The sequence below is a fragment of the Amycolatopsis sp. NPDC023774 genome, from assembly GCF_040639695.1.
In the GTDB taxonomy this organism is placed as follows: domain Bacteria; phylum Actinomycetota; class Actinomycetes; order Mycobacteriales; family Pseudonocardiaceae; genus Amycolatopsis.
Genome location: NZ_JBFAAJ010000007.1, coordinates 79656 through 105320, shown reverse-complemented (window position 1 = coordinate 105320; position 25665 = coordinate 79656). Strand labels below are relative to the sequence as shown.

At 70.4% G+C, this 25665-nt stretch carries 30 protein-coding genes; 10 read left to right on the top strand and 20 right to left on the bottom strand.

The window, feature by feature from the left end; genetic code table 11:
- The first annotated feature begins 79 nt into the window (after positions 1 to 79).
- Complete coding sequence (locus tag AB0F91_RS18105; protein WP_360598674.1) at positions 80 to 1612, top strand: acyltransferase; 1533 nt, start codon at positions 80 to 82, stop codon at positions 1610 to 1612.
- Positions 1613 to 1701: 89 nt separating this feature from the next.
- Here AB0F91_RS18105 and AB0F91_RS18100 read toward each other — a convergent pair whose 3' ends face one another.
- Positions 1702 to 2370 (bottom strand): response regulator transcription factor, encoded by a 669-nt coding sequence (locus AB0F91_RS18100; protein ID WP_360598673.1) that lies wholly within the window; start codon positions 2368 to 2370, stop codon positions 1702 to 1704.
- A complete protein-coding gene (locus AB0F91_RS18095) occupies positions 2367 to 3488 on the bottom strand; it encodes a sensor histidine kinase (protein WP_360598672.1) in 1122 nt (373 codons plus the stop codon). Before AB0F91_RS18095 ends, AB0F91_RS18100 begins: the two co-directional genes overlap by 4 nt.
- A gap of 99 nt (positions 3489 to 3587) precedes the next feature.
- On the opposite strand from AB0F91_RS18095, the gene AB0F91_RS18090 reads away from it, so the two are divergent.
- The gene (locus AB0F91_RS18090) at positions 3588 to 3839 is read left to right on the top strand and encodes a Smr/MutS family protein (protein ID WP_360598671.1); all 252 of its coding nucleotides are present in this window, start codon (positions 3588 to 3590) and stop codon (positions 3837 to 3839) included.
- Here the strand turns inward: AB0F91_RS18090 and AB0F91_RS18085 are convergent.
- Entirely contained in the window at positions 3836 to 4669 is an 834-nt protein-coding gene (locus tag AB0F91_RS18085; protein ID WP_360598670.1) for a helix-turn-helix transcriptional regulator, read from the bottom strand. The two genes, AB0F91_RS18090 and AB0F91_RS18085, sit on opposite strands and share 4 nt — an antisense overlap.
- Before the next feature lie 102 nt (positions 4670 to 4771).
- Between AB0F91_RS18085 and AB0F91_RS18080 the strand changes: the two genes are divergently transcribed.
- Positions 4772 to 6202 (top strand): MFS transporter, encoded by a 1431-nt coding sequence (locus tag AB0F91_RS18080; protein WP_360598669.1) that lies wholly within the window; start codon positions 4772 to 4774, stop codon positions 6200 to 6202.
- A gap of 4 nt (positions 6203 to 6206) precedes the next feature.
- Here the strand turns inward: AB0F91_RS18080 and AB0F91_RS18075 are convergent, their stop codons facing one another.
- The 3 genes from AB0F91_RS18075 to AB0F91_RS18065 all read right to left on the bottom strand — a co-directional run bounded on the left by AB0F91_RS18075 (position 6207) and on the right by AB0F91_RS18065 (position 8051).
- A complete protein-coding gene (locus AB0F91_RS18075) occupies positions 6207 to 6581 on the bottom strand; it encodes a hypothetical protein (protein ID WP_360598668.1) in 375 nt (124 codons plus the stop codon).
- Positions 6582 to 6652: 71 nt separating this feature from the next.
- Entirely contained in the window at positions 6653 to 7540 is an 888-nt protein-coding gene (locus AB0F91_RS18070) for a VOC family protein (protein WP_360598667.1), read from the bottom strand.
- Positions 7533 to 8051 carry a sigma-70 family RNA polymerase sigma factor gene (locus tag AB0F91_RS18065; RefSeq protein WP_360598666.1) on the bottom strand — a complete coding sequence of 173 codons (519 nt, stop codon included), beginning with the start codon at positions 8049 to 8051 and terminating at the stop codon, positions 7533 to 7535. Before AB0F91_RS18065 ends, AB0F91_RS18070 begins: the two co-directional genes overlap by 8 nt.
- Before the next feature lie 127 nt (positions 8052 to 8178).
- Between AB0F91_RS18065 and AB0F91_RS18060 the strand changes: the two genes are divergently transcribed.
- Positions 8179 to 9129 carry an EamA family transporter gene (locus AB0F91_RS18060; protein WP_360598665.1) on the top strand — a complete coding sequence of 317 codons (951 nt, stop codon included), beginning with the start codon at positions 8179 to 8181 and terminating at the stop codon, positions 9127 to 9129.
- Here the strand turns inward: AB0F91_RS18060 and AB0F91_RS18055 are convergent.
- Together AB0F91_RS18055 and AB0F91_RS18050 are read right to left on the bottom strand one after the other, a co-directional pair.
- Positions 9083 to 9493: a VOC family protein gene (locus tag AB0F91_RS18055; protein WP_360598664.1), complete on the bottom strand. Its 411-nt coding sequence runs from the start codon at positions 9491 to 9493 to the stop codon at positions 9083 to 9085. The two genes, AB0F91_RS18060 and AB0F91_RS18055, sit on opposite strands and share 47 nt — an antisense overlap.
- 92 nt (positions 9494 to 9585) lie before the next feature.
- A complete protein-coding gene (locus tag AB0F91_RS18050) occupies positions 9586 to 10896 on the bottom strand; it encodes a UDP-glucose/GDP-mannose dehydrogenase family protein (RefSeq protein WP_360598663.1) in 1311 nt (436 codons plus the stop codon).
- Positions 10897 to 11077: 181 nt separating this feature from the next.
- On the opposite strand from AB0F91_RS18050, the gene AB0F91_RS18045 reads away from it, so the two are divergent.
- Entirely contained in the window at positions 11078 to 11836 is a 759-nt protein-coding gene (locus AB0F91_RS18045) for an SDR family NAD(P)-dependent oxidoreductase (protein WP_360598662.1), read from the top strand.
- 176 nt (positions 11837 to 12012) lie between these two features.
- On the opposite strand, the gene AB0F91_RS18040 is transcribed toward AB0F91_RS18045, so the two are convergent.
- From AB0F91_RS18040 to AB0F91_RS18015, 6 genes are all read right to left on the bottom strand, one after another.
- Positions 12013 to 12693 (bottom strand): class I SAM-dependent methyltransferase, encoded by a 681-nt coding sequence (locus AB0F91_RS18040; protein ID WP_360598661.1) that lies wholly within the window; start codon positions 12691 to 12693, stop codon positions 12013 to 12015.
- Between the two features lie 161 nt (positions 12694 to 12854).
- Positions 12855 to 13493 (bottom strand): PadR family transcriptional regulator, encoded by a 639-nt coding sequence (locus tag AB0F91_RS18035; RefSeq protein WP_360598838.1) that lies wholly within the window; start codon positions 13491 to 13493, stop codon positions 12855 to 12857.
- Positions 13494 to 13563: 70 nt separating this feature from the next.
- Positions 13564 to 13893: a hypothetical protein gene (locus AB0F91_RS18030; RefSeq protein ID WP_360598660.1), complete on the bottom strand. Its 330-nt coding sequence runs from the start codon at positions 13891 to 13893 to the stop codon at positions 13564 to 13566.
- On the bottom strand, positions 13890 to 14705 hold the full coding sequence (locus AB0F91_RS18025) for a hypothetical protein (protein WP_360598659.1): 816 nt from the start codon (positions 14703 to 14705) through the stop codon (positions 13890 to 13892). The genes AB0F91_RS18030 and AB0F91_RS18025 overlap by 4 nt, the downstream gene beginning before the upstream one ends.
- Entirely contained in the window at positions 14702 to 15214 is a 513-nt protein-coding gene (locus AB0F91_RS18020; protein WP_360598658.1) for a sigma factor-like helix-turn-helix DNA-binding protein, read from the bottom strand. Before AB0F91_RS18020 ends, AB0F91_RS18025 begins: the two co-directional genes overlap by 4 nt.
- An 86-nt stretch (positions 15215 to 15300) precedes the next feature.
- Positions 15301 to 16989 carry a TM0106 family RecB-like putative nuclease gene (locus AB0F91_RS18015; protein ID WP_360598657.1) on the bottom strand — a complete coding sequence of 563 codons (1689 nt, stop codon included), beginning with the start codon at positions 16987 to 16989 and terminating at the stop codon, positions 15301 to 15303.
- Between the two features lie 115 nt (positions 16990 to 17104).
- Between AB0F91_RS18015 and AB0F91_RS18010 the strand changes: the two genes are divergently transcribed.
- Positions 17105 to 17569, top strand: coding sequence for a DUF6474 family protein (locus AB0F91_RS18010; RefSeq protein ID WP_360598656.1), 465 nt, complete (start codon positions 17105 to 17107; stop codon positions 17567 to 17569).
- A gap of 56 nt (positions 17570 to 17625) precedes the next feature.
- Here the strand turns inward: AB0F91_RS18010 and AB0F91_RS18005 are convergent, their stop codons facing one another.
- The 6 genes from AB0F91_RS18005 to AB0F91_RS17980 all read right to left on the bottom strand — a co-directional run bounded on the left by AB0F91_RS18005 (position 17626) and on the right by AB0F91_RS17980 (position 22214).
- Positions 17626 to 17961 carry a helix-turn-helix domain-containing protein gene (locus AB0F91_RS18005; RefSeq protein ID WP_360598655.1) on the bottom strand — a complete coding sequence of 112 codons (336 nt, stop codon included), beginning with the start codon at positions 17959 to 17961 and terminating at the stop codon, positions 17626 to 17628.
- 10 nt (positions 17962 to 17971) lie between these two features.
- Entirely contained in the window at positions 17972 to 18541 is a 570-nt protein-coding gene (locus AB0F91_RS18000) for an NAD(P)H-dependent oxidoreductase (protein WP_220245503.1), read from the bottom strand.
- A gap of 98 nt (positions 18542 to 18639) precedes the next feature.
- Entirely contained in the window at positions 18640 to 19611 is a 972-nt protein-coding gene (locus AB0F91_RS17995) for a glycine betaine ABC transporter substrate-binding protein (protein WP_360598654.1), read from the bottom strand.
- The gene (locus tag AB0F91_RS17990) at positions 19611 to 20390 is read right to left on the bottom strand and encodes an ABC transporter permease (protein WP_360598653.1); all 780 of its coding nucleotides are present in this window, start codon (positions 20388 to 20390) and stop codon (positions 19611 to 19613) included. The genes AB0F91_RS17995 and AB0F91_RS17990 overlap by 1 nt, the downstream gene beginning before the upstream one ends.
- Positions 20387 to 21574: an ATP-binding cassette domain-containing protein gene (locus AB0F91_RS17985; RefSeq protein WP_360598652.1), complete on the bottom strand. Its 1188-nt coding sequence runs from the start codon at positions 21572 to 21574 to the stop codon at positions 20387 to 20389. The genes AB0F91_RS17990 and AB0F91_RS17985 overlap by 4 nt, the downstream gene beginning before the upstream one ends.
- The gene (locus AB0F91_RS17980) at positions 21567 to 22214 is read right to left on the bottom strand and encodes an ABC transporter permease (protein WP_360598651.1); all 648 of its coding nucleotides are present in this window, start codon (positions 22212 to 22214) and stop codon (positions 21567 to 21569) included. The genes AB0F91_RS17985 and AB0F91_RS17980 overlap by 8 nt, the downstream gene beginning before the upstream one ends.
- 295 nt (positions 22215 to 22509) lie before the next feature.
- On the opposite strand from AB0F91_RS17980, the gene AB0F91_RS17975 reads away from it, so the two are divergent.
- The 4 genes from AB0F91_RS17975 (at position 22510) to AB0F91_RS17960 (ending at position 25484) form a co-directional block, all read left to right on the top strand.
- Positions 22510 to 23064, top strand: a complete 555-nt coding sequence (locus AB0F91_RS17975) for a hypothetical protein (RefSeq protein WP_360598650.1) — start codon at positions 22510 to 22512, stop codon at positions 23062 to 23064.
- A gap of 76 nt (positions 23065 to 23140) precedes the next feature.
- Positions 23141 to 23890, top strand: coding sequence for a YcnI family protein (locus AB0F91_RS17970; protein WP_360598649.1), 750 nt, complete (start codon positions 23141 to 23143; stop codon positions 23888 to 23890).
- A complete protein-coding gene (locus AB0F91_RS17965; protein ID WP_360598648.1) occupies positions 23890 to 24459 on the top strand; it encodes a copper resistance CopC family protein in 570 nt (189 codons plus the stop codon). Before AB0F91_RS17970 ends, AB0F91_RS17965 begins: the two co-directional genes overlap by 1 nt.
- A complete protein-coding gene (locus AB0F91_RS17960; RefSeq protein ID WP_360598647.1) occupies positions 24456 to 25484 on the top strand; it encodes a CopD family protein in 1029 nt (342 codons plus the stop codon). The genes AB0F91_RS17965 and AB0F91_RS17960 overlap by 4 nt, the downstream gene beginning before the upstream one ends.
- Positions 25485 to 25665 lie beyond the last annotated feature (181 nt).

The following is a 25665-nucleotide window of genomic DNA, read 5'->3' as shown; positions in this document are numbered from 1 at the left end:
TCCATCCGTGGAAACCACTCGGTGTTTCTTCGTTACACTCCTTACGGACTAAGTCGGTTCGACCAGGTGGGGGTGGGCGTTGGCCGAAGTCACGCCCTCCGAACCGGCGAAGAAGACCCGGATCGTCTTCATCGACATCGGCCGCGGGCTCGGTGCGCTGCTGGTCTTCTACAGCCACATCGCGCATCCTTGGGTGAAGGCCAAGGGCGAGCACGCGCCGTACATCGACTTCATCGAGGCGCTCACCAGCGACCCGATGCACATGTCGACCCAGGGCATCGGCGAGATCGCGGTGCCGTTCTTCTTTCTTGTCAGCGGTTTCGTGGTCACCCCGATCGCGATGCGGCAGGGCAGCCGGCGGTTCGCCGTGAACCGGCTGATCCGGGTGTACGCGCCGATGGTGTTCGTGGTGCTGCTGACCGCGCTGCTGATCTTGGTACACCTGCATCCGCCCGCGACGCCGGGACAGTCGCAGGAGCTGACGCCGCTGACCGCGCTCACCAACTCCCTGCTGGTCAACTACCTGATCAACCCGCAGGTCGTCCTGGTGCCGGTGGCCTGGACGATGATCGTCGAGGTCCTGTTCTACGTCATCCTGTTGCTGTTGCTACCGGTGCTGCGCCGGTGGGTGTGGCTGGCCATCGCTGTCGAGATCACGTTCATCTTCGTGGTGATGCTGAGCGGCAGGCAGCTCACCGCCGAGTACTTCCTGTTCGCGGTGAACGTGTCCTACCTGCCGATCATGATCATCGGCCAGGTCATCTGGGCCACCACGTCGAAAAAGATTCCGCTGTGGGCCGGTGGCGTGTTCGGTGCTCTGGCGTGGAGTCTGTACGTGCTCGGCGACATCATCGACGTCGGCCGTGTGGACACGGCGTACAACCTGTCGATGGCGTTCGCCGTGGTGCTGTTCATGCTGGGCCTGATGGCGGAGCCGAAGCTCAAGCAGCGGAAGTTCTGGACCGCCGTGTCCGAGCGCAGCTACTCGATCTACCTGGTGCACATGCTGGTCTCGTTCGTGCTGCTGCAGCTGCTGCGCCCGGCGGTGCCGCTGCCCATCGCGTTGCTGATCGTGATCCCGGCGGTGTTCGGCGTGGTCGAGGTGAGCTACCGGTTCGTCGAGCGGCCGAGCCACGCGCTGGCCCGCAAGCTTTCGTACCGGCGTGAGAAGCCGGCGCCGATCCAGGTCACCAGCGAGATCACGATCGAGATCCCGAAGGTGGACCGGCCTCGGCACCTGGCGGGTGACGCGCCGGCGGGTTCCGTCTCCGGCTCGCTGAACGGCAGCTTGCCGCCCCCGCCGACCAAGGGCGTGCCCAAGCCGCCGCCGACTCCGCCGCAGCGTGCTCCGAAGCCGCCTCCGCCGACCGACGCGGAGCAGACCGTGATCACACCGCTAGCGGTCCCGCCGCACCGGCCCCGCCCGGCGCCGGCGCAGGATCTGGGCTCGGGGCGCACCGCCGCACCTCGTGCCCGGCACAGCACCCCGCGGCGGCGCCCGTCACCCCCGCTTGAGCTGCAGCACCAGCCTGACCAGGAAGATCACGGCCAGCGTGGCGACCACGACGATCTCCCACGCCATGGGAGCTCCTTCCGCCGAACACATCGCTGAGTGAGGCGATGCTCTGCTGGTAAGGCGTCCGAACGTGGGACGACGTTCACCGACACGGCGTAACTCACACCTTCGGGCTAGTTGCCGAGCTAGTGCCGCCGAGGGGTGACGAGGCCCGATTCGTACGCCAGGACCACCAGTTGCGCGCGGTCGCGGGCGCCGATCTTCGTCATGATGCGGCTGACGTGGGTGCGGGCCGTGGCGGTGGAGATGACCAGGTGGGCGGCGATTTCGTCGTTGGACAGGCCGCCGGCGACGAGGCCGAGGACCTCGCGTTCGCGGTCGGTGATCTCCTTGACCGCGGCCGTGTCGATGCGGCGGTGCTCGGGGCGGCCGACGAACTCCGAGATCAGCCGGCGCGTCACCGTGGGGGCCAGGAGCGCTTCGCCCGCGGCGACCACGCGCAGCGCGCGCAGCAACTCCACCGGCTCGGTGTCCTTGAGCAGGAAGCCGCTCGCGCCGGAGCGCAGGGCCTCGTAGACGTACTCGTCAACGTCGAAGGTGGTCAGGACCAGCACCTTCACGCCGGCCAGGGCCGGGTCGGCGGTGATGCGGCGGGTGGCTTCGAGGCCGTCGGTGCCGGGCATGCGGACGTCCATCACCACGATGTCCGGTTTGTGCTCGCCCGCGAGCGCCACGGCTTGCGCGCCGTCGCCCGCCTCGCCGACGACGTCGAAGCCGTCTTCGGTCTCCAGCAGCACGCGGAACCCCGCGCGGACCAAGGCCTGGTCGTCGGCCAGTACCACGGTGATCGTCATGCTTCCCCCTTCACGGGCAACTCGGCCCGCACTTCGAAACCGCCGTCGACTACACCGGCCTGGACCGTGCCGCCGAGGGCGGCCGCGCGTTCGGTCATGCCGCGCAGGCCGTGACCGGGTGTGGGCGCGGTGGTGGCGCGGCCGTCGTCGCGGACGGTGAGCGTGAGGGCGCCGAGGCGCCGGTCGAGGTGGACGTCGACGTGCTGCGCGCCGTCGGCGTGGCGGACGACGTTGGTGAGCGATTCCTGCAGGATCCGGTAGGTCGCGCCGGCCACGGGCGCGGGCACGTCGCCCGCGTCGCCGTGCAGCCGCACTTCGAGACCGGCGGACCGCGCGTGATCGAGCAGCTCGCCCAGCTGAGACAGGCTCGGCGCGGGCGCCTTGTCCTCACCCGAACGCAGCACGGCGAGTGTCGCGCGCAGGTCGTTGAGCGCCGACGCGCTGGCCGCCTTGATGTTCAGCAGCGCCTCTTTCGCCTGCTCAGGCCGCCGGTCGGCGACGTGGGCGGCGACGCCGGCCTGCACGTTGATCATCGCGAGACTGTGGGCCACGACGTCGTGCACCTCGCGCGCGATCTGCAGCCGCTCCTGCTCGGCCAGGCGGTGGCGGTGCTCCACGGCCTGCTCGCGCCGCGCCGCCAGGGCCGCGAACTGGTAGCGCACGGCGGTGCCGATGCCGATCACCGCCGCCAGCCACACCACGAACACCCCGGCCGAAGGGGCGATCGCGAACGACCGCGTGGCGATCACGTGGGCCGCGTACCCGGCGACGAGCACGCCGGCGCCGGTCCAGCCCGCGACCACCGGACCACTGCGCCGGGTCAGCATGAACAACGCGATCGTCGGTACCAGGACGACCGGTCCGTTGGGCTCGCTGGAGGCGTAGAACGCGTACGCCGACGCGGCCGTGAGCACGAAAACCGGCAACGGGTAGCGGTGGACGACCAGCAGCGTCAGCACGGTCGCGACGAGCCACGCGGCGCCCGCGGCGCTGAGCAGGTGGGCGCCCGGCTGCCAGCGGCCGGCCGCGCTCGTGGCGCCGAGCGTGAACACGAGCACCACGAAAGTCCGGAACACGCGTCCGAACCACGGGTTCCGCGCCCGCCACCAGTCCTGCATGGTGCAGAAAGCTACCGCTCACGGTGCCTTCGCGCGTCCGTCCGGAAGCGGCACGATGGCTACGTCCGGTGCTGTACCCGAGTGACCGAGGAGCCGACGATGACGGAGATGCTGACCGTGGACCTGCACCCGATCTTCCGCAGCGACCGGGACATCGACGCGGCCGTGCGGACCGCGATCTTCCGTGCGGCCAGGGAACGGATCAGGACCGTCGAGATCATTTCCGGTAAGGGCTCGGGCAAGCTGAAACGGCGTGTGCTGGCCACGCTGAACCAGCCGCACCTCAAGAAGCTCTACCGGCGGGTGGAGGCCGACCCCGCCAACGACGGCCGGGTGCTGGTGCACTTCTAGTCGAACGAACTCGGCAGCTTCGCGGCGGTCTGCTCGTCGGCCGGCGTGTAGGTGGACACGGTGATCTCCGAGCGGCGACCCGAGTACAGGTACGTGAAGTTGAACTTGAGCAGCCCGACCTCGGGGTGGTCGTAGCACTTCGTGCGGATCGGCTCGGAGTTCACGTCGTGGCGGTTCCACAGCTGCTCGAACAGCGGCGACTCCGCTTTCAGCCGCTTGACCAGCGCTTTCCACGACGGTTCGGCCACGTGTTCGGCCATCGCCGCACGGAACGACGCGACCACGCGTGGAGTGTTCTGCTCCCAGTCGAGCATCCGGCTGCGCCAGTCCGGGTTGAGCAGGCACTGGACCAGCGTGTTGCGGTCCTCGAACGGGATCGAGTCGACGTCGCCCATCAGCCACGCATACGCACGGTTGTAGCCGAGCAGGTCGCAGCGCGCGTTTCGGACCGCGACGGGGAAGGGCTCGAGCTGGGTCATCATCTTGCGCATCGAGGGCGTGATGGCGTTGCACTCGTTCGCGGCCGGCGGTTCGGGCGCGCCGGCGAGGGTGAACAGGTGGGAGTGCTCGTGCGGGTCGAGTCGCAGCGTCCGCGAAATCGCGCCGAGTACCTGCTCGGACGCGTTGATGTCGCGGCCTTGCTCCAGCCACGTGTACCAGGTGACCCCGACACCGGCGAGCTGCGCGACCTCTTCGCGGCGCAGGCCAGGCGTACGACGGCGGCCGCCGAGGGGCAGGCCGACCTGCTCGGGCGTGATGCGGGCGCGACGGCTGCGCAGGAACGCGCCGAGCTCGCCGCGGCGGAGGCGTTCTTCGACAGCGGTGGTCATGCTCCCAGTTCAGCACAGCCCATTGCCTGGTACCAGGTAGTCCCGCTACCAGGATGAAAGCACACCTGGTACCAGGTTCGAAAGCGTCGCAGCGTGGTAGTCATGACGACGACAACCACCACACCGGTGCACCCCACCGGCGTGACCGCCAGGCCGGCGCTGACCTCAGCCGGCCTGGTCACCGTGTTGCTGGGGGCGGCACTGCCGGTCATCGACTTCTTCATCGTCAACGTCGCCCTCCCCACCATCGATACCGATCTGCACGCGTCCACCGCGACGTTGGAGCTGGTGGTGGCCGCGTACGGCATCGCGTACGCGGTGCTGCTGGTCCTCGGCGGCCGGCTCGGCGACGCGTTCGGCCGCCGCCGGCTGTTCTTGCTGGGGCTCGCGCTGTTCACGCTGACGTCGCTGGTCTGCGGCCTCGCACCCGATGCGTTGACGCTGGTGCTCGCCCGCGCCGCGCAAGGGGCAGCGGCGGCGATGCTGCTGCCGCAGGTGCTCTCGATCATCCAGGCCGGCACGACCGGCGAACACCGCTCGCGCGCGCTCGGCTCCTACGGCGCGATGGGCGGCATCGCGACCGTCGTCGGCCAACTGCTGGGCGGCGCGCTCGTGGCCGCCGACCTGTGGGGCACGAGCTGGCGGCCGATCTTCCTGGTCAACGTGCCGATCGGCCTCATCGGGCTGCTGGTGGCGCGCCGCACGGTGCCCGACAGCCGCGCGGAGAACCCGCTCGGCGTCGACCGCTGGGGCACCGCGCTGCTCGCCGCGGCACTCCTGACGCTGCTCGTGCCGCTGATGGAAGGCTCTGCTTTGGGCTGGCCGTGGTGGACGATCGCGCTGCTGGTGCTGTTCCCGTTCGCCGCGCTGGGCTTCGCCCGCGTCGAGAAACGGCTGGAGTCGCGCGGTGGGATGCCGCTGCTGCCACCGGCGCTGTTGCGCACGGCCAACGTGCGCCACGGCCTGATCGTCGCGGTGCCGTTCTTCTGCGGCTTCGGGTCGTTCATGTTCGTCTACGCCGTGACCCTGCAGGACGGCCTGCACCTCGGTCCGCTCGGCTCGGGGCTCGTCCTGACGCCGATGGCCGTGGCCTACTTCTTGACGTCGCTGGGCAGCAGCCACCTCGTCGCCCGCTACGGCCAGAAGGTCGTCCTCGCCGGCGGCGTGATCGCGGCGTTCGGCCTGCTCGTGCTGGCCGGCTCCGCGTTGTGGGCGTGGCCCGCCCTCACGCTGTGGGAGCTGGCGCCCGCCATGGTCCTCATCGGGGTCGGCAACGGCCTGGCCATGACCACACTGTTCCGCATCGTCCTGTCCCGCGTGCCCCACGACCTCGCCGGTATCGGCGGCGGCGTGATGACCACGACACAGCAGACGTCGCTGGCCCTCGGGGTGGCCGTGTTCGGCAGCCTGTTCGCCGGCTTGAGCACAGGGTCAATGGGGTACGAGGGGGCGTTCGTACTGGTCGTGGCACTGCTGGCCGCGGTGGCCCTGCTCGTGGTGGTACTGGCCCGGAAGCTGCCGGATCCTCGATGAAAGCTCAGCCCGGGAGCGACGACCAGCCGCCGCCCCGGGCGAGCAGGATCCGGACGGCCTCGGCGTGTTCCGCGAAGCCCGCGAGGTCGCCGTGCAGCAACGCGGCGCGCTCGGCATCCAGGGGTGCCGTGTCGTCGCGCCAGAGTTCGAGGGTCCAGTTGGCGGCGAGGAACATCGAGCGCACCAGGCCGATGATTCCGGCGCCGTCGGGGCCGCCGCTGCGGCGGTAGGACTCGAGGATCTCGTTGCACGTCGAGAACAACCGCGTCAGTCCGGTCACGGCCTCCGCGGGCGTGCCGTCCCAGTCCGGGCCTGGCCACGTACAGGAGCCCAGCTCGAGCCACAGCCGCCAGCCGGCGGTCAACTCAGCTTCGTTCACGGAGTCCAGTGCCCGGCCATGGTTCGAGTGTGACCCCGGCGGCGCGGGAGCCGCCGGGGTCATGGGGTTTCTCACTCGTGTGGCTGTTCCCAGAGCCAGAACTCGATGCCCTGGTCGTCGACGCAGTCGGCGGTCGTGCCATACGGGTGGTGCTCCACCTCACCGGCGGTGCCGCCGTGGTCGCGAACGCGGGCGAGGGCAGCTTCGAGGTCGTCCACCGCGTACATCAGCTTCCAGCCGACCTGCCGGCCCGGGCCACCCCACAGCCCGCCTTCCAGGCCGGGGCCCTCGAAGCCCCAGGCGTCCGGCACGGAGCCGGGCGAGAACTGCCAGCCGACGACGCCGCCGTAGAACGCCTTCGCCCTTTCGCCGTCGGGGACCTGGAACGTGAAGTACATGGCTTCGCCGTGGCGGGTGGGCTTCGTCGCGTGTTTGGTCGTCTGGCCGGCCTGCGCGACGAGCCAGCGCTGGCCGTACGGGTCCTTGATCGTGCCGCCGAGCCCGTAACCGCGGTCCTCGACCGGACGCAGCAGCTCACCGCCCAGCTCCACGGCGCGGCGGGCCGACTCGTGGACGTCGGGCACCTCCACGCGGATCAGCGGCCCGCCCTCGGGCGCGACGACGTTGCCCAGCTCGGGGAACTCCTCCGCGAGCATCAGCACGCTGTCGCCGATGGCCAGCTCGGCGTGCCCGATGCGCCCGTCGTCCATCACGATCGGGTCGGATCGCCGCCGCGCGCCGAAGACCTCGACGTAGAAGTCCAGTGCGGCACGGGCATCGGTGACGACGAGGTACGGCGCGAGCGCGCGCACGGCGGCGTCGGCGGGGGTTTCGGTGGTGGTCATTTCGACTCCGTTCAGGATGAGGCGCCGCAGGTTGTCCCGCAGCTCCCTGGCGAACGCCGGGTCCGGGTCGACCGGCGTCGGGGGCAGTGCGAGCGCGTCGAACGGCTCAGTCATCGCAGCCCCCTTTCTCCTCGTAGCTGTGGCGGAACGCGGCCTTCGCGCGGGTCAGCAACGCTTCGGTCGCGTAAACCGTGCGGCCGAGGCAGGCGGCGACTTCGCCGACCGGCAGGCCGTCGACGTACCGCAGCGTGAGCACGGCCCGGTGGTGCGCGCCGAGCGACTCGAGCACCTGGCGCGCGCGCAACGCGTCGAGCTCGGTGTCCCACGGGTCGTGGGCGTCGGGCTCGTGCACCAGCCGCAACCCGCGCTCCTCCCGGGCCTTGCGGCGCCAGTGGTCGGCCAGCTTGTGCCGCGCCACCCCGATCAGCCACCCGGTGCTCACCGGCGGCGCACCCGCCTTGCGGCACGCGGCCACCGCCCCCAGGAACGTCTCCGATGTCAGCTCCTCGGCCAGCACGCGGTCACCGCAGCGCCCGAGCAGGTACCCGTAGACCTCCGGCAGCGCGGACTCGTACAGCCCGAGCAGCGCGAAAGCCGGGTCCGGTCTCACCCGCGGTTCCGTCACACCCACATCGTCGTCCGAGCGCCGCGTTTTCCGTCGGGTGAATTTGGGGCCGCTGGAAAATCATTGGTCGGCGCAGGTGGCGGGCGGCGACACTGCGGTCATGGCCGGGCGAGGACGAGCGACGGGGTTGAGCCTCACGTCTTGGGTGCTGTTCGCCGGCTCCGGGCCGGTGGCGAAGGCCGTGATGACCACGGGCTGGTCACCGGCCGCAGTGACGGCGGTGCGCATCGCGCTGGCGGCCGTGGTGCTGGTGCCGGGCGTCGCGCTGGTGCGGCCGTGGGCATTGCGCTTCCGCGGGTCCGACGTGTGGCTGGTGCTCGGCTACAGCGTGCTCGGCGTGGCCGGGGTGCAGCTGTGCTTCTTCGTGGCCGTGGACCGTGTGCCGGTCGGGGTGGCGATGGCGCTGGTGAACCTGGCGCCCGCGTTGGTCGCGCTGTGGGTGCGCGTGGTGCGGCGCGAACCGCTGCCGGCGCTGGTGTGGGTCGGGACCACGCTGGGCGTGGCCGGGCTGGCGCTTGTCGCCCAGGTCTGGCACGGCGGCCGGCTCGACGCGCTCGGCATCGCCGCCGGCATCGCCGCGGCCGTGTGCTCGGCGGGGTACTTCCTGCTCGGCGAACGCGGCGCGGGCCGGCACGACTCGGTGGGACTCACGGCTGTCGGGCTGGCGATCGGAGCCGTCGTGGTCGGCGCGGTCAGTCCACCGTGGACGGTGTCGCCGGCGTCGATCACTCAGACGGCCACGCTCGGCGAACTGCACGTGCCCGTGTGGCTGGCGTTGCTGGTGCTGGCCGTGGCCGGCACGGTGCTGCCCTACCTGGCCGGACTGCGCGCATTACGCGACCTACCCCCGGCGCCGGCGAGCGTGCTGGCACTGGTGGAACCGCTCGTCGCCGCGGGGCTGGCGTGGCTGTGGCTCGGCGAAACCCTCGGTGCGTCGCAGCTGGTCGGCGCGGTCGTGCTGCTCGCGGGAGCCGTGCTGGTGCAGGTGGCCGGATCCCGCATCCCGGCTGGAGTGCGGGATCCGGTGGTGGCTACCAGCCAGCCGGCCGACGGCGGTCCGGCTCGTAGGGCTGCGTGATCACTTCCACGCCGTTGCCGCCCGGGTCGAGGAAGTAAACCCCGCGGCCGCCGTGGTTGTGGTTGATCTCGCCGACCAGGTTCCCGGCCGGATCGGCGTGGTAGGTCACGCCGGTTTCCTCAAGCCGCGTGAAAAACGCGTCGAAGTCGTCCTCGGGGATCAGGAAACAGTAGTGCTGCAGCCGAAGGTCCTGCGGCGGGATCGTCGCGAAGTCCAGCCGGACGCCATTGCCGGTTTCGACGGGGATGAACGGCCCCCATTCCTCGCCCACTTCGAGACCCAGCAAGCGGGCGAGGAACTCGGCGGACTCCCGGTTGTCCCGGGACGGCACGATCAAATGGTTGAGCTCAACGGAAACGGACACGAACAATGCCTCCAGAAGGCATCCCGGCACCTCCATGTCTCACCCGGCCGGTGACCGACACGCGATGCCGCGTTCGTGATCGTAAGGCAGGACTAGGAAACCGTCACGCGCCTTCGCCCGGCCGCGCGCGGCCGCCCGACGCCCTGCCAGGAGAGGCCGGCGTCGATGACCGTGCGCGGGTCGAGGAGGTTGCGGGTGTCGACGACGTCGTCGCCCTCCATCGCGTCGGCCATCACCGTCCAGTCGAGGTGCTTGAACTCGGCCCACTCGGTGAGGACCACGATCACGTCGGCATCCTTCGCAACCTGGTACGGGTCGTCGACCACGGTCATGCCGTCGATGCCGGTGTCGACCGCCGGGTCGTAGGCCGTGATCTCCGCGCCCAGCGCGCCGAGCACCGAGGAGACGGCGAGGGCGGGCGAGTCGCGCAGGTCGTTGGTGCCGGCCTTGAACGCCAGGCCCAGCACGCCGATCCGCGCACCGGACAGAGTGCCGCCGCAGGCGCCGGCGATCTTCGCCACGATGCGGTCGCGCTGGGCGATGTTCTCGTCGATGGCCGAGGTGAGCATGCGGAAGTCGTAGTTCACGGACTCCGCGACCTTCACGAGCGCACTGGTGTCCTTGGGCAGGCACGAGCCGCCCCAGCCCGGGCCGGGCTTGAGGAACGTGCGGCCGATGCGCCGGTCGTAGCCCATGCCCTCGGTCACGAGGTCGATGTCGGCTCCGAGGCGCTCGCACAGCTCGGCGATCGAGTTCACATAGGACAGTTTCAGCGCGAGGAAGCAGTTGGCCGCGTACTTCACGAGCTCCGCGCTTGCCGCGTCGGCGACGACGACGGGTGCGCCGAGGTCCGCGTAGAGGGCACCGACCCAGCGCGCCGCGCCGGGGGTGTCGGAGCCGACCACGATGCGGTCGGGGTTGAGGAAGTCGGAAACCGCCGTGCCTTCGCGCAGGAATTCCGGATTGGACACGACCGGGACGTCTTCGCGGCCGAGCATCGCGCGGATGCGCTTGGACGTGCCCACGGGCACGGTCGACTTGGTGATCAGCGCGCAGCCGGCGGGCAGCACGGCGCCGATCTCGGCCGTCACCGCCTCCACCGCGCGCAGGTCTGCGGAGCCGCCCGCGCCCATCGGCGTCGGCACGCACAGGAAGACACCGTCCGCCTCCCGCACGGCTTCGTGCGCGCCGACGACGAACGACAGCCGCCCGCCCGCGATGCCACCGGTGACCAGTTCGGCCAGCCCCGGTTCGAGAATGTCCACTCTGCCGGCGGAGAGGCGCGCGACCTTCGCCTCGTCCACGTCCACGCAGGTGACGCGATGCCCCAGGCTCGCGAGACATGCCCCCGTGGTCAATCCGACGTACCCCGTCCCCACCACCACGATCCGAGCTGCGCTCATGCTGCCGAAGGTGACATTCGGAGTTGAAGCGGGCGCTAACGGAAGTGGGCGACGCCGAATACTCCACGCGAGAAGTGAAGAACGGCCCTCGCGTGAGGCAGCACACCCGGAGCCGGTGCGAACGAGCGTTAACCTGTCGCTACGGTGCAGGGCCGCACCACGAGCAGGAGAAAGGCTGAAGATGCAGATCACCGACACCGCAGCGCTCGTCACGGGTGGTGCTTCCGGCCTCGGCGGCGCCACCGCCAAGGCGCTGGCCGCCAAGGGCGCGCGCGTCTTCGCGCTCGACCTCGCCGCGTCGATCGAGAAGGCGGAGCAGGTCGACGGCGTCACCTACGTCGAGGCCGACGTGACCGACCCCGACCAGGTCCAGGCCGCCGTGGACACCGCGGCCGGCTCCGGCGTTCCGCTGCGCACGGTCGTGAACTGTGCCGGCATCGGCCCCTCGGCTCGCATCCTGTCGAAGAAGGGCCGCCACGACCTCGCGCTGTACGCGAAGGTCGTGCAGATCAACCTCATCGGCACCTTCAACGTGCTCACCATCGCGGCGGAGGCCATCGCCAAGACCGAGCCGCTGACCGACGACGCCCGCGGCGTCATCATCAACACCGCCTCCGTCGCGGCCTACGACGGCCAGATCGGCCAGGTGGCCTACTCGTCGTCCAAGGGCGGCGTCGTCGGTCTGACGCTGCCGGCCGCGCGCGACCTGGCGTCGCAGGGCATCCGCGTGCTGACGATCGCGCCAGGCATCGTCGACACCCCGATGCTCGCCACGGTCAGCGACGAGTTCCGTGCGGGCCTCGCGGCCGGCGTGCCGTTCCCGAAGCGCCTGGCGCGTCCGGACGAGTACGCGCAGCTCGCCCTCTCGCTGATCGACCACGACTATCTCAACGGCGAAGTCGTCCGCATGGACGGCGCGCTGCGCATGGCGCCGCGGTAGTAAACCCGCTCACCCACGGCGGACCGCCCCGGTGCCGGCCAGTCCCCGCCCGGCACCTCGATCCCCCAGCGTGCAAATGGTATGGACCACCCGGTCAAGGCGCGCTTTCCCGTCTTGACCGGGTGATCCAGACCGCCGTCGCCATTCCGGATCGGGGTGCTGGGCCGGCTGAGACCTCAGGCGGCCTTCGTCAGCCGCGCTTCCAGCCCGATGCCGTCCGTGGTGATGCGGCACGAACCGAAGCGGCTTTCCCGCGCCAGTGTCTCGAACTGCTCCGGCGTGTACGCGCGTTTGCGCAGCTGCCCGAGTGTCCACTTCGTCGTGAACGCGCCCACGGGCCCCAGCTTCGTCCCGGCCACCTCGGCCGCGATGTCTTCCGACGTCGCCGTCTTGCGCAGGTCCTGCACCAGCGCCACCCCGCCCGGCCGCAGCACGCGCCACATCTCGTCGAGCGCGTCGACCGGGTCGGCGAAGTTCTTGAACGCCGCCTGCGTGATCAGGAAATCGAAGGACCTGTCCGCGAACGGCATCGCCGCGACGTCGCCGTGCACGAATTCCGCCGCGACACCCTGCTCGCGGGCGTACTGGCTCGCCAGGGACACGAACGTGCGGCTCACGTCCAGCCCCGTGACCGCGAAGCCGAGCCGCGCGAGCTCGACCGCGTGGAACCCCGGCCCGGGAGCCACCTCCAGCACGTCGGCGCCGCCGGGCAGCTGCTGGGCCCGCTCCGCCGCCGACGAGCGGTAGAACGCCAGCTGCGGCTCCGTCCCGCGACCGCGCGCGTAGGCCCGCGCGACCGGTCCCTCCATCTCCGGCACGAGCTTGGTGCGGTGCCGTTTGACCTCGGTCTTCGTCATGGTTGCACTCCAGTTCGGTGGGTCGGCCGAACCGCTCCGGCGAGTGCGGGCCCGTATCCTGTGATCGCAGCCCGAGGATCGGATTCGCGTCCGCGGAATCGGTTCGAGGGTTTCCCCGGTCCCGGTGGCGGTGTGCCAGCACTACCTCCGGGGCCGGCTTTCTACTCCTGGCCGCGTTCGACGAAAGCGGTCAAGTCTTCCGGTAGCTCGCCGGTCTCTCGGTAGTGCCGCCACTCGGCGACGCCCGGCAGCGCGCTCGTGGCCAGGTCGTCGCGCAGGCCGCGTACCCACTCGATCTCGGCGCGCAGCAGCACCAGCTCGTATTCGCCTTCGACGAGGAACAGCCGCGGCACCTCGGCGCGCGAGGCTTCGAGCACCGCGGCCCGTTCAGCGAGGCGCTTATCCAGCGCGGTGAGCCGTTTCGTCAGCAGGTCCGCCACCTCGTCCGGTCCGAGCGAAGCCATGATGGAAAGCCCGGCCTGGAACTTCGTCGGCTCGAGGTCCGGCTCGGCGAGCAGCTCGGCCACCCAGTCCTCCAGCTCGGTGCGGCCGGCGTCGGTGAGGCGGTAGATCGTGCGCTCGGGCCGCGCGCCGTCGCGGACGCTTTCGACGGTCGCGACGAAGCCGTGCTTCTCGAGGTTGCCGACAACCGTGTAAAGCGAGCCCCACTTGATCTTCATGTCGGCTTCCTTGCCGCGTTCGCGCAGCACGGAGGCCATTTCGTAGGGGTGCATCGGTCGCTCGACCAGAACCGACAGCACGGCCAGCCCCAGCATGTTCCCGACCTTGCGCCGCTTCACGGGCACCCACTTCCTCGCCTACGAGTATTCGCAAACGAGTATAGGCACGGCAGGCCGGAGATCGCCAGGATCAGCGGTGGATCAGCAGCACCGAGGAGCGATGGGGCGGCAGGGGGACGGCGCGTTGAAGCAGCCAAGACCCGTCTTTCCCCGCGTGGACGGTGCCCAGGGCGACCACGGCGGCCGAGCGGCCGAACCCGGTCAGTACGATCCGGTCGCCTTCTTGCAACGCGCCCGCACCGGCCGGGATGACGATCGTCGGGGCGCCGCCCCGCCCGCCGGTGCCGGTCAGCGTCACGGACTCGCCGGACGCCGTCACCGTGTGCAGGCCCCAGGGCCCGGACAGCTCGTCCGGGTTCGATTTCAGGATCGCGAAGTCATCGAGCCCGGTAGTGATCACTCCGACGAACCCGGCCTGCGTCGCGACGACGTCGCCCGCCTTCGCGGTGACGCCCGAGACGCCGAACTGGGCAGCGGCCCCGCGCGGACGACGGTCCCGGTCGAGACAGCCGGGTCGTGCGCCGAGCTGGTGAGGGTGCCGAAGACCGGGTGCTGCGGATTTCCGGTGGCCAGGGAGGTGTTCCACGCGGCCGCGGTGGGTGGCAGCTGCGCGGTCGCCACGCCGTCTGCCACCTGGGTTTCGCCGGAGGCGAACCTCGCCGAGTCCACTTGCGGGGCTGTCACCGCAACGCCCGTGGCCGGGCCACCGTCCAGCGCAGCGGCGACGAAGCCATACGCCGGCGCCGTGAGCCGGTCGGCCGGGACGGCCAGCTGAGCCTGAACCCGCAGCTCAGGCCCGGTGAGGAACGCCAGGCGGACTCCGCCGTCGCGCTCCTGGCTCCGGAGCACGACGATCGTGCCCACCTCCGGCCTGCTTCCGGCGAACACCACCTGGGCCGCCTCCCCGCCCCAGCCCCACCTCGCCCGCTCGATCACCTCCACGTTGCCGGCCAGAGACCCCCGCGCAGGCCACTGCGTCACCGGCACGGCCTGGACCTGCGACGACGTCGTCTGCGTGGTGGCGATCGTCGCCGCGCCCAGCGCGGGCACCACGGCGGCGGCCGCGGCCCCGGCCAGCCTCCGCTGCCGTCGACGCGTCCGCGTCCCCAGCACCCGCCGTGCCATCCGCGCCGCGTCTCCCGGCTCCGGTGGCGCCAGCGAGATCTCGCCGAGCTCCCGGCGGACAGTGTCGGTGAACTCCTGTTGCCTCAACGCGGTCCCCTCCCGATCGCCGCCGGACTCGGTCCGTGCGTCGCCGCCCACAGCTCACGCAGCCGGGCCAGCCCACGCGCCGTCGACGACTTCACCGTGCCGACGCCGCAGCCCGGCAGCTGCGCGGTCTCCGCCTCGCCGAGGTCCAGGTAGAACCGCGCCGCCAGCACCGCCCGTATCCGCGGCGGCAGCTGCCACAGCAGCGCGACCATCTCCGCCCGGCCCGCCGACACGGCGAACGCATCTCCCCCGGTTACGACGTCCGCCCCGGCGATCGGCATCAGCCGCTCGCGGCGTCGACGGTCGCGACGAGCGAGGAAACGCGGAACAACGCCTGCCGGGGCGTAGGCGCGCTCGTGCTCGATGTCCGTGCGGCCGACGTGCTTGTCCAGCCGCAGCAGCGCGTCGTGCTCCACGTCCTCGGCCTCGCCGCGGTCACCGGTCAGCACGAGCGCGTAGCGGAACAGCTCGTCGTAGTGCTGCTCGACGAAGACGTCGAACCCGCGCACGCCCACCGCCCTCCGCTACCTGACGCCCCCTCGGATCACGGAGGAGGCCGGAAAGTTGCCGGGGGAGCCGAACTCGAGCCGGCGGCTCAGAGGTCGAGCATGAAAGGCACCTCGGCTTGCGCCCGATCGGACATCCACTCGCGCAACGCCTTGGTGGCCAGCACGTCGTCCTCGTTGTACTGCAGGAGACGCTCGCGCTGGGTGCCGTCGGGAGTTTCGCCGTCCATGCCCACGGCGTCGCGGTACCAGCGCATCGACGCTTCGCCGCCGGCCTCCGCGTCGCGCCACCGGAAGCCCGCGACGGGAGCGATCACCTTGAGGCCCTTGCCGCGCGAGCACAGGAACTGGTCGGTGACGCTGCGGAAGAGGTCCACCCACTCGTCGGAGTCCACAAAGGACTGCACGTCCTTCTTCGCCGGGATTCCCGGGTGGTCGCCGAAACGCTCGACGGAACCGAACAGCCAGCGGTTCTCCGCCAGCGCGTTGTAGCAATACGCGCGGAACGTGAGCCCGGCCGCCAGCGTGCGCTCGCGCACGTCGGTGAACCACGTCCAGAACTCCGCGAACGAACGCGCCTCGTCGGTGGTCGGCAGCGGCTCCCACGTGGCGAACGCGCGGTAACCCTGCTCGACGCCGATGTCGGCGCCCGAGAGCAGCGTGCCCCACAGGTACGCGCCGGCGTCGCCGAAGCTCTCCATGTCGACGTCGACCTCCACGTCGCCGCGGGGCACCTCGACCTGCGGCGTGCGACGCACCACGGTGAGGTCGGCAAGCCACGCGCGCGCGAGCATGATCGCGTCGGCGAACGTGCCGCCGGTCCAGTTCATCGGCGGCGCCTCGGCGACCGGGTCGAGTGCGGCCAGCTTGTCCACAGTGGACACGCCGGCGCGCCGGAGCTCGCCGGCGTCCTCGCCGCGCACCACGAGGCTGACGTCGCGGGTTTCGGTGAGCTGCACCTCGCACGTCGGCCAGAACGGGCAGCGCCGGCACTCCAGCACGCGTGAGGGCATGGCCAGCGGTTCGCCGCCGGTCGCGGCAGCGGTGGCCACGGCGAGGCGGTCGGCGAAGCGCGCGTCGTACTCCGCCAGCGCGCTGCGGCCGCCGGGCCAGGTGCCGGCGGTGAGGTCGTGCCAGACCACCACGTCGGCGTCGAGCCCGATCACGCCGCCGACGGCCCGGCCGGTCTCCGCGCGGCCGTACGTCTGCAGCATCCGCCGCAGGTGCGCGAGCCGCAGCTGGTCGCGCGGCTGCGAACGCACCTTGCGCGTCTCGTCCGGCGTGCGGTGCGCGGGGTCGAGGTCGGTCAGCCCGGTGGTCGGCGCGCCCTGGCCGCGGTCGGTGATGCGGTGGCGCACCACGAGCACCGGCACGTAACCGGTCGCGGTGCGCACGAGCAGGTCGACGCCGCCACGCCGGTGCCCGACCGGGTCGGCCTGCAGCAGCGGGCCCCAGATGAACCGGGCGCCCTCGGCGAACGCCTCCTCCGTGAGCCGCACTCGGTCGGCCGCGGGCAGGTCACGCGGGATGCGCGCCCAACTCGCGTCGGCACAGGCCGCGTCGGTTCTGGCCGCATCAGTGCTTGTGGCGCCGGTGGTCGCGTCGACGAGGCGCCGCAGGATCGCCTCGCGGTGCGCCGTCGCGTCGTCGATCCGCTGCTGCGCCGTGGGATCCGGCGGCGGCAGCGGGACGTCGCGCATCGCGGGGTCGTGCTCCAGATGCACACGACGACGGCAGCGACTGACCGCTCCGGCGTCGAGCAGCACCTCGTTACCCATGACGATCACCTTATCCGGCCCCACCGACAGAACTGCCTTTCCGTGCTGCGAGCCGACATGCCCGGCCCCACTCGGACCAGTAAGTTCGACCCCGACGAGTAGCAGGAGGTGGGCCATGGCGCGCAAGGCCAAGCAGGACGCGGGTGAAGCTCGGATCACCCCGAAGAAGGCGAAGAACGCGATCGCGGTGGCCAAGGTGCTCGGGCCGGCCGTGATCCCGGTGGTCGCGCCGTACGCGGTGCGCGCGGCGGGCGCGGCACGGGAGCTGTACGACCGTTACCAGGCGCGCAAGCTCGGCGTCGCCGTCGACCAGCTCGGCGAGTTCTCCGGCCGCGGTGCCGCGCTGCACGCGCGGATCGCGGGTCTCGTGCAGGGCCTGGGCGAGCTCAGGAAATCGAGCAAGGCCACCGACGCCGATGCGAAGTTCGCGGCCGACACCCAGGCCACCCTCGAACAGCTCTCGGCCACGGTCCGCGCGGCCGAACGGATGCCGGCCACCCGGCGCAAGGCCGCGCACCGCGCGGTCGCGAGCGAGCTCGACTCCCTGGAAGAACAGCTGCTGCACCGGCTCGGCGTCTGAGCACGAGCCGGGCCGGCCACCCGAAGCGGTGAACGGCCCGGCTTCGACCGTCGGCGTCAAGACGGCAGCGGGATCCACTTGTGCGACCACGTGAGCACAGCGTCGAGAACCGGCTCCAGGTCCTGGCTCTTCGCCGTGAGGTGGTACTCCACCTGCAGCGGCGTGGCGGTGAGGACCCGCTTCTCCAGCAGCCCCTCCTCCTCGAGCGTCCGCAGCCGCTGCGCCAGCATCGTGTCGCTGATGCCGGGCACCGCGGCCTTGATCAAGGCGTAGCGGTGGTGACCGGTGAAGACCGCGCGCAGGATCGCGCCCGACCAGCGCGTGCCGATCTGCTCGATCGCCGTGTGAAAGCGCGTGCACACGCGGTGGGCTTCCTCCTCGTGCCGGTCCACGGCCATTCCCTCAGTCGCCCGAGCGCAGCGGCGCCAGCGACGCGGTGACCCGCACCAGCTCGTCGAACATGGCCTTGGCCGAGGTCTTCACGATCTCGTTGGGCACGAACTCGCCCTCGTCGCTGATGAACTGCTGCACGAACGGCACCGACACCGCGTCGAACACCGGCGTCATGCGCAGCGTGGTCACGACCTGCTTGATCTGCTGCACCGCGCGGGTGCCCGCCGCGACGCCGCCGTAGCTGACCAGGCCGACGGCCTTGTACTTCCACTCGTTGTGCAGGTAGTCGATGGCGTTCTTCAGCTCGGCGTTGTAGCCGTAGTTGTACTCCGGCATCACGAAGACGAACGCGTCCGCTTCGGACACCTTCGCGCTCCAGTCCTTCGTGTGCTGGTGCTCGTACTGACCGAGGCGCGGGTGCTTTGGCTCGTTGAAGAACGGCAGGTTGACCTCGGCGAGGTCCACGAGCTCGACATCGAAGCCGCCGTGCTCGATCGCCGCGGACTCCGTCCACTTCGCCACCGGCAGGCCCACCCGGCCCGGCCGCGTGCTCGCCAGGATGATCTCAAGCTTCGGCAACGCCTCCGCCTCCTCCCGGCCCGACAGAACGCGGGCCGCTCGACTAAGGATTCCTGAGCAACTTAGCATTCCTTAGTGAACGGTCCGCGTCCGGCTGCTTACTTGATGAACCCCTTTTCGATCATCCACTGGTGCGCGACGACGCCGGCGTCCTTGCCGTCGACGTCGACCTGCTTGCACAGCTGCACCATCTGCTCGTTGTCGATCGCCGCGGTCACCTTCTCGAGCGGGCCCCGCAGCGCGGGGTGCTGGTTCAGGAAGTCCGTGCGCATCGTCACCGCGGCGTTGTACTGCGGGAACGCCTTCTTGTCGTCCTCCAGCACGCGCAGGTTGAGCCCTGAGATGCGGCCGTCGGTCGTGAACACCTCGCCGACCGGGCACGTGCCGTTGGCCACGGCCGAGTAGATCGTGCCGATGCCGAAGTTCTCGATCTTCGGGTTCTGGAAGCCGTACGCCTTGACCGCCGCCGGGAACCCGTCCTGGCGGCTGGTGAACTCCGTCTCCAGGCAGAACCGCGCCTGGTCGGGCTTCTGCTTGAGGAAGTTCGCCAGGTCGGTGGTGGTCTTGAGGTTGTTCTGCTTGGCGTAGGCCTCGGTCGTGGCGAAGGCGTACTGGTCGTTGAGCGGCGAGTACTTGAGCCAGGTGATGCCGTTCTTCTCGGCGTCGGCCTTCGCGGTCGCGTCGTACTGCGCCTGCTCCCCGCCCGGCACGGGCAGCTCGTTGCCCTGGTAGTTGATCCAGCCGGTGCCGGTGTACTCCCAGGTGACGTCGGTCTGCCCGTTGAGCAGCGCCTGGCGCGACGAGTTGGATCCCTTGATGTCGGTGAGGTCCACGACGTCGGCGCCGGCGGCGCTCAGCGCCATCTCGGCCATGTAGCCCAGGATGATGTTCTCGGTGAAGTCCTTCGAGCCCACCACCACGCGCACGCCCTGCACGCCAGGGGTCGGCTGGATGGAACCGGGCTGGATCGAGTACGGCACCGACGTGTTGAGGTCGAGCCCGCACGCCGAGAGCGTCCCGGCGAGCAGCGCGGCCCCCGCGAGGACGCCCGCCTTCTTGAGGACGTTCATCAGCGCAGCCCCTTCGGTCCGAAGAACTGTTCCGCCACCGCGCCCAGCCAGTCGACCAGCAGCGCCAGCGCGACGGCCAGCACGGAGCCGGTGATCAGCACCTTCGTGAGGTTGAGCTTGTAGCCGGTGTCGATCAGCAGGCCGAAACCGCCGGCGTTGACGAACATCCCGAACGTCGCGGTACCCACGGCCAGCACGAGCGACGTGCGCAGACCGGCCAGGATCAGCGGGATCGCCAGCGGGAACTCCACGCGCCACAGCACCGCCGACGAGGACATCCCGATGCCGCGCCCGGCGTCGATCAGCGCCGGGTCCACCTGCTGCAGGCCCACCATCGTGTTCCGCAGCACCGGCAGCAGCGAGTAGAACGCCAGCGGCAGCGCCGCGACCCACAGCCCGCCGACGGCGCCGGTGACGATGAACCACAGCACCAGCACACCCAGCGCGGGCGCCGCCTGGCCGATGTTCGCGATGGCCAGGAAGAACGGCGCCAGGAACCTCGCCCACCGCCGCGTCACCAGAACGCCGAGCGGCACGGCCAGGAGCACCACGATCACGACGACCACCAGCGTCATCGCGACGTGGTCACGCAGCGCGGTGAGCAGCGAAGTCGCGTTGAGCGTGGTCTTCTCGGTGGCGGTCAGTCCGGTGCCGAACACCCAGCCGAGCGTGACCGCGACCAGCACGACCACGGCGATGGGCTGGGCGAACAGGCGGAAGCGCTCCGCGCCACGGGAGCCGGATTCGGTGGAAAAGCCAGTGTCGACAACGGCTGTCACTGTGAAACACCCCCGACCGGCTCATGGTCGTCCGCATGCTCTTCGCGCAGCTGCTGGATCGTGTTGATCACGGTGTCCAGCTCGATCATGCCGGCGAACTCGCCGCGCGGACCGGTGACGGGTACGCCGCCGCCCTCGGCGAGCATGGCCTCCAACGCGTCCTGCAGCGTCGACTGCAGGCTCACGATGTCGCGCAACGGCTTGCCCGCGGTGGCCAGCGAGGTCGCCGCGGCGAGCTCACGCCGGTGCACCCAGCGCACCGGGCGGCGGCGGGCGTCGAGCACGAGGACGAACTGCCTGCTCTGCGCGTCGAGCCGCTTGGCGACATCCGCCGGCGCCTCGTCGACGCCGGTGGTGAGCACGTTCTGCTGGAGCTCGACGTCGCGGACGCGCAGCAGGGTCAGCTGCTTGAGCGAAGCGCCGGCCCCGACGAAGCCGGCCACGGTGTCGTCGGCCGGGTTGGCGAGGATCGCATCGGGGGTGTCGTACTGGAGAATCTTCGACCCGTTGCCGAGGACCGCGATCTTGTCGCCGAGCTTCACGGCCTCGTCGAAGTCGTGCGTGACGAACACGATCGTCTTCTTGAGTTCGGTCTGCAGCCGCAGCAGCTCGTCCTGCAGATTGCCGCGCGTGATGGGGTCGACCGCGCCGAACGGCTCGTCCATCAGCAGCACCGGCGGGTCGGCCGCGAGCGCGCGGGCCACGCCGACGCGCTGCTGCTGGCCACCGGAGAGCTGGCGCGGGAACCGGTCGCGGAACTCGGCCGGGTCCAGGCCGACCAGGTCCATCATCTCCTCGACGCGGGCGGACACCCTCTTCTTGTCCCAGCCGAGCAGCCCGGGCACCACGCCGATGTTCTGCGCCACGGTGAAGTGCGGGAACAGCCCGGCCTGCTGGATCGCGTACCCGATGCGCCGGCGCAGAGTGTCGACGTCGAGCTTCAGCGCGTCTTCGCCGCCGATCGTGATGCGCCCGGACGTGGGCTCGATCAGCCGGTTGATCATCCGCATCGTGGTCGTCTTGCCACAGCCGGACGGGCCGACCAGAACGACGATCTTGCCGGCGGGCACGACCATCGAGAAGTCGTCGACGGCGGGAGCGCGCGTGCCCGGGTAGCGCTTGGTGACGTGTTCCAGCTCGATCTCGGCACCGGAGACATGGTCGTCGGAAACGTGCTCAGCCACGGAGCCCCCTCGTTACGGTCAATCGCTTGATCAGGACGTAGATGGCGTCGAGCACGAGCGCGAGGATGACGACGCCGACGGTGCCCGTGAGGGCCTGGTTGAGCGAGTTGGCGCTCCCCGCGTTGGTGAGGCCCGAGAAGACCTCGGACCCCAGGCCGGGACCCTTCGCGTAGGCCGCGATCACCGCGATGCCCATCAGCATCTGCGTCGCGACGCGCATGCCCGTGAGGATCGCGGGCCACGCCAGCCGCAGCTCGACGCGGGTGAGCACGGCGAAGCGGCCCATCCCGATGCCGCGCGCGGCATCGGTCACTGCCGGATCGACACCAGCGAGACCGACGATCGTGTTCCGCACGATCGGGAGCAGGCCGTAGAGCACCAGCGCGATGACCGCGGTCGTGGAGCCGAGTCCGGAGAGCGGGATCAGCAGCCCGAGGAGGGCGAACGAGGGAACGGTCAGGATCGTGCTGGCCAGCGCCGTGGCGACGGCCGAGCCGATGGGACTGCGATACACCGCGATGCCGATCGCCACACCCAGTACGGCGGCGAGGATCGTGCACTGCACGACCATGCTCGTGTGCAGGTACGCCTGCAGCCACAGCCGGTCCCACCGGTCCGAGATGTACTCGAAGAGGTTCATGCGTATTCGTTCTCCTGCCGCTAGTGAGGAGCCCCAGACGTCACCCGTTCGGAGTAGCTCATCAACCGGGAGAGTGACTACCCAGAAAGAACGCGGACCAAACCTCCCGTCTCACCGTTGGTCAGGCCACCGTTTCGCATCCTGAGACCATCGGCAACCGAAGCAAGTGGCCTGGCCGGGCGGTCGTCACCTGATCGCAACGCTGCGACCAGCAGCTACTTGAACGTTCACCGAGACACTGCTCACAGGTCGGGAGCGCTCGATCACTCGTCGGAGTGCCGATAAGCTGCCGTCCGTGAGCACCCGGACCCGGCACCGCGGCGCGCTGGCCGCTGCGCGCGGCGGGCTGCTCGCGGCCAGTTCGGCGTCACTCGCGGTGACCGCCCACGGCGTCGCCGACGGCGGACTGCCCGACCCGGCACTCACGGTCCTGCTCACCGGCCTGCTCGGCTGGACGGCCACCGCGCTCGCGGGCAAGGCCCGCGGCCGCCTCGCGACCGTCGCCGTGCTCGGTGCCGGCCAGCTGGTGATGCACCTGGTGCTGACCACGCTCGCCGACCATACCGACCACATCGGTCACCCGGCCGCAGGCTGGGCGAGCGGCTGGACGATGACGGCTTCGCACGCCGCCGCCACCTTGCTCACAGCCCTGTTGCTGGCGCGCGCGGACGCGCTGCTGCTGGCTGTGCTCCACGCGGTGCGAGCGGTCCTGCCGCTCCTCACGCCGCCACTGCCCGTGCCCGCCGGCGCGGCCGTGGCACTCCCGCCGCGGCCCGTGCGGTCCGTGGCGATCCTCGACGTCGAGCTGCGGCGAGTCCGCGGCCGGCGCGGGCCACCTGCTCTGTCCTGAACCCGATTTCCCATTTCCCCTCACCGGTGGAGCCCCCGAAAGCTCTCCACCGGATCACCCCTGTTCAGGAGCAGTTGTGTCCCATCACGTCTTCAAGCGCGCCGGTGTCCTCGCCGCCACCGTCGGTATCACCGGCCTCCTCGGCGCCGGCATCGCGTCGGCCCACGTCACCGCCAACGTCTACGGCGCCCCGGCGACCCAGGGCGGCTACGGCGCGATCTTCTTCCGCGTCCCCAACGAGGACGCGAAATTCGGCACGATCGGGCTCGAAGTGGACTTCAAGCCGGAGTACGGCATCGGCAGCGTGAGCACCAAGCCGATTCCCGGCTGGACCGCACAGGTCACCAAGTCGTCGCTCCCCCAGCCGGTGACCACCGCGTCGGGCACGAAGATCACCGAAGCTGTCACCAAGGTCGTCTGGACCGCCGAGGCCGGCACCAAGATCGGGCAGAACCAGTTCCAGGAGTTCGAGGTCAGCGCCGGCCCGCTGCCGGCGAACGTGGACCAGCTCGAGTTCCCCGCCATCCAGACGTACGAGGCCGGCAAGGTGGTGTCGTGGAACGAGACGGCGATCCCCGGCGGCGAGGAGCCGGAGCACCCGGCGCCCACCATCAAGCTCGCCGCCAAGAGCGGTGGGGATGAGCATGCGGGCATGACCGCGTCGACCACGAACGCCGAAACGCAGGCGGCCGCGGCCGATTCCGCCGACAGCACCGCACGCTGGCTCGGCGGCGCCGGCCTCGTCGTCGGGGCGCTCGGGCTCGGCTTCGGCGTCGGCGCCATCACGCGCTCGCGGCGCACCGGAAACACCGGAGGAACCAAGTAATGCGGAAAGCGCTCCTCGCGCTGGCGATCACCGGGGTGGCCCTGCTGGGCACGGCCACCCCGGCGCTGGCGCACAACGTGCTGATCAGCTCCGACCCGGCCGACGGCGCCTCGCTGGCCACCGGTCCGGCGAAGGTCACGCTGACGTTCGACCAGTACGTGCAAGACGCCGACGTGAACCAGATCGCGGTGACCGGACCCGACGGGAACCAGTGGGCCGAGGGCCCGGTGACCGTGGAGAACAACGTGATCAGCGCACCGCTGCGGCCGCTCGGCCCAGCGGGCAAGTACACGGTCGGCTACCGGATCCTGTCGGCCGACGGGCACCCGGTGTCGGGCGAGATCCCGTTCACGCTCACCAAGGCGGGCACCGGTACGCCGGCGAAGGTCGACGCGGCCAAGGCGTCCGGGGTACCGGCCGCCGGTGCCCCGGCGACGTCTTCGACCTCCGGCTCGACGGGCATTCCGATCTGGGTCTGGATCGCCGGCGCGGTGGTCCTGCTCGCGATCGGGCTCACCGTCGCGCTGCGCACCGGGCGTGAGCCGAGCCAGGAGAAGACGAAGCAGTGACGAGAGTCGAGACCACCCCCACGGCCCGCTGGTCCACGCTGGTCTGCGTGGTCACGGCGGGCCTGCTGGGCGCGCTGATCGGTGTCGCGCTCACGGCGTCGGCACCCATCCCGGGTGTGGTGGAGCCCAGCGAGGTGGTCTCGGCCGCCATCCCGATCGTGCGCGTGCTGATGGACCTGGCCGCGGTCGCCACGATCGGGCTGGGCCTGCTTTCGGTGATGGTCGGCTACGACCGGCCGAAGCTCACCGAGCCGATCATGCGCCGCGCTCGCCCGGCCGCCGTCGCCGCCGCACTGATCTGGTCCGCCGGCTCGGTGGTCGCCTTGATCCTGCAGACGGCGGAGTACAAGCCGGGCAAGTCGACGCTGACGGCGAGCGACATCGGCGCGTACATCGCGGAGGTCGGCGCGGGCAAAGCGCTCGTGATCGTCGCGGTGCTGGCGCTGCTGCACGCCGGGCTCGGGTTCCTCGCACTGCGCCAGGGCGAGAAGGTGCCGGCCGAGGTGCGCGTGGGCGTCGGCATGTTCGCACTGCTGCCGCTGCCGGTGACCGGCCACGCGTCGAACTCGTCGTGGCACGACTACACGATGATCTCGATGGAGCTGCACGTGATGAGCGCCGTCGCCTGGTGCGGCGGTCTCGGCGCGATGATCGTGCTGCTCGCGACGAACCGCACGCTGCTGGCGCACGCGCTGCCGCGGTTCTCCAAGCTGGCGACGCTGTGCCTGGCCGTTTCCGCGGTGACCGGCGTGTTCAACGGCGCCGTCGAGATCCTGGCCAACCCCACCATCAGCTTCTGGGCAGGCGTGTTCACCACCCCGTACGGGCAGTTGGTGCTGCTGAAGATCGCGTGCACCGGGGCGATCACCCTGCTCGCGGCCAACCTGCGCTGGCGGCTGATGCCGCAGATCGTGCGGCACAACCGCACGGCGATCGCGTCGTGGGCGACGCTCGAGCTCACGGTGATGGGGCTGGCGTTCGGTTTCGCCGTCGTGCTGACGCGGGCGCCGGTCGCCGTTTCCTGAAGCCGGCCCTCCTCGAATCCCTGTGTTTCCGAGGCCGTTACCGGCTGGTTCTCACCGCACGTAGCTGCAAGTTGCACCACGGGATTAGCAGTCCTCCGTTCGAGGCGATCGGCCGGACCGAATTTTCTACTCGCGCGGAGACCGTGTCAGTGATCTTCGGGGAAGCGACGAGTGGTCCTCT

Coding starts and splice junctions, on each gene's coding strand:
- AB0F91_RS18040 (WP_360598661.1), bottom strand. CDS start 12,693: ATGACGAAGACCGAGGTCAAACGGCACCGCACCAAGCTCGTGCCGGAG.
- AB0F91_RS17980 (WP_360598651.1), bottom strand. CDS start 22,214: ATGAACCTCTTCGAGTACATCTCGGACCGGTGGGACCGGCTGTGGCTG.
- AB0F91_RS18080 (WP_360598669.1), top strand. CDS start 4,772: ATGACGACGACAACCACCACACCGGTGCACCCCACCGGCGTGACCGCC.
- AB0F91_RS18095 (WP_360598672.1), bottom strand. CDS start 3,488: ATGCAGGACTGGTGGCGGGCGCGGAACCCGTGGTTCGGACGCGTGTTC.
- AB0F91_RS18100 (WP_360598673.1), bottom strand. CDS start 2,370: ATGACGATCACCGTGGTACTGGCCGACGACCAGGCCTTGGTCCGCGCG.
- AB0F91_RS17995 (WP_360598654.1), bottom strand. CDS start 19,611: ATGAACGTCCTCAAGAAGGCGGGCGTCCTCGCGGGGGCCGCGCTGCTC.
- AB0F91_RS17965 (WP_360598648.1), top strand. CDS start 23,890: ATGCGGAAAGCGCTCCTCGCGCTGGCGATCACCGGGGTGGCCCTGCTG.
- AB0F91_RS18015 (WP_360598657.1), bottom strand. CDS start 16,989: ATGGGTAACGAGGTGCTGCTCGACGCCGGAGCGGTCAGTCGCTGCCGT.
- AB0F91_RS18010 (WP_360598656.1), top strand. CDS start 17,105: ATGGCGCGCAAGGCCAAGCAGGACGCGGGTGAAGCTCGGATCACCCCG.
- AB0F91_RS18050 (WP_360598663.1), bottom strand. CDS start 10,896: ATGAGCGCAGCTCGGATCGTGGTGGTGGGGACGGGGTACGTCGGATTG.
- AB0F91_RS18045 (WP_360598662.1), top strand. CDS start 11,078: ATGCAGATCACCGACACCGCAGCGCTCGTCACGGGTGGTGCTTCCGGC.
- AB0F91_RS18090 (WP_360598671.1), top strand. CDS start 3,588: ATGACGGAGATGCTGACCGTGGACCTGCACCCGATCTTCCGCAGCGAC.
- AB0F91_RS18070 (WP_360598667.1), bottom strand. CDS start 7,540: ATGACTGAGCCGTTCGACGCGCTCGCACTGCCCCCGACGCCGGTCGAC.
- AB0F91_RS18085 (WP_360598670.1), bottom strand. CDS start 4,669: ATGACCACCGCTGTCGAAGAACGCCTCCGCCGCGGCGAGCTCGGCGCG.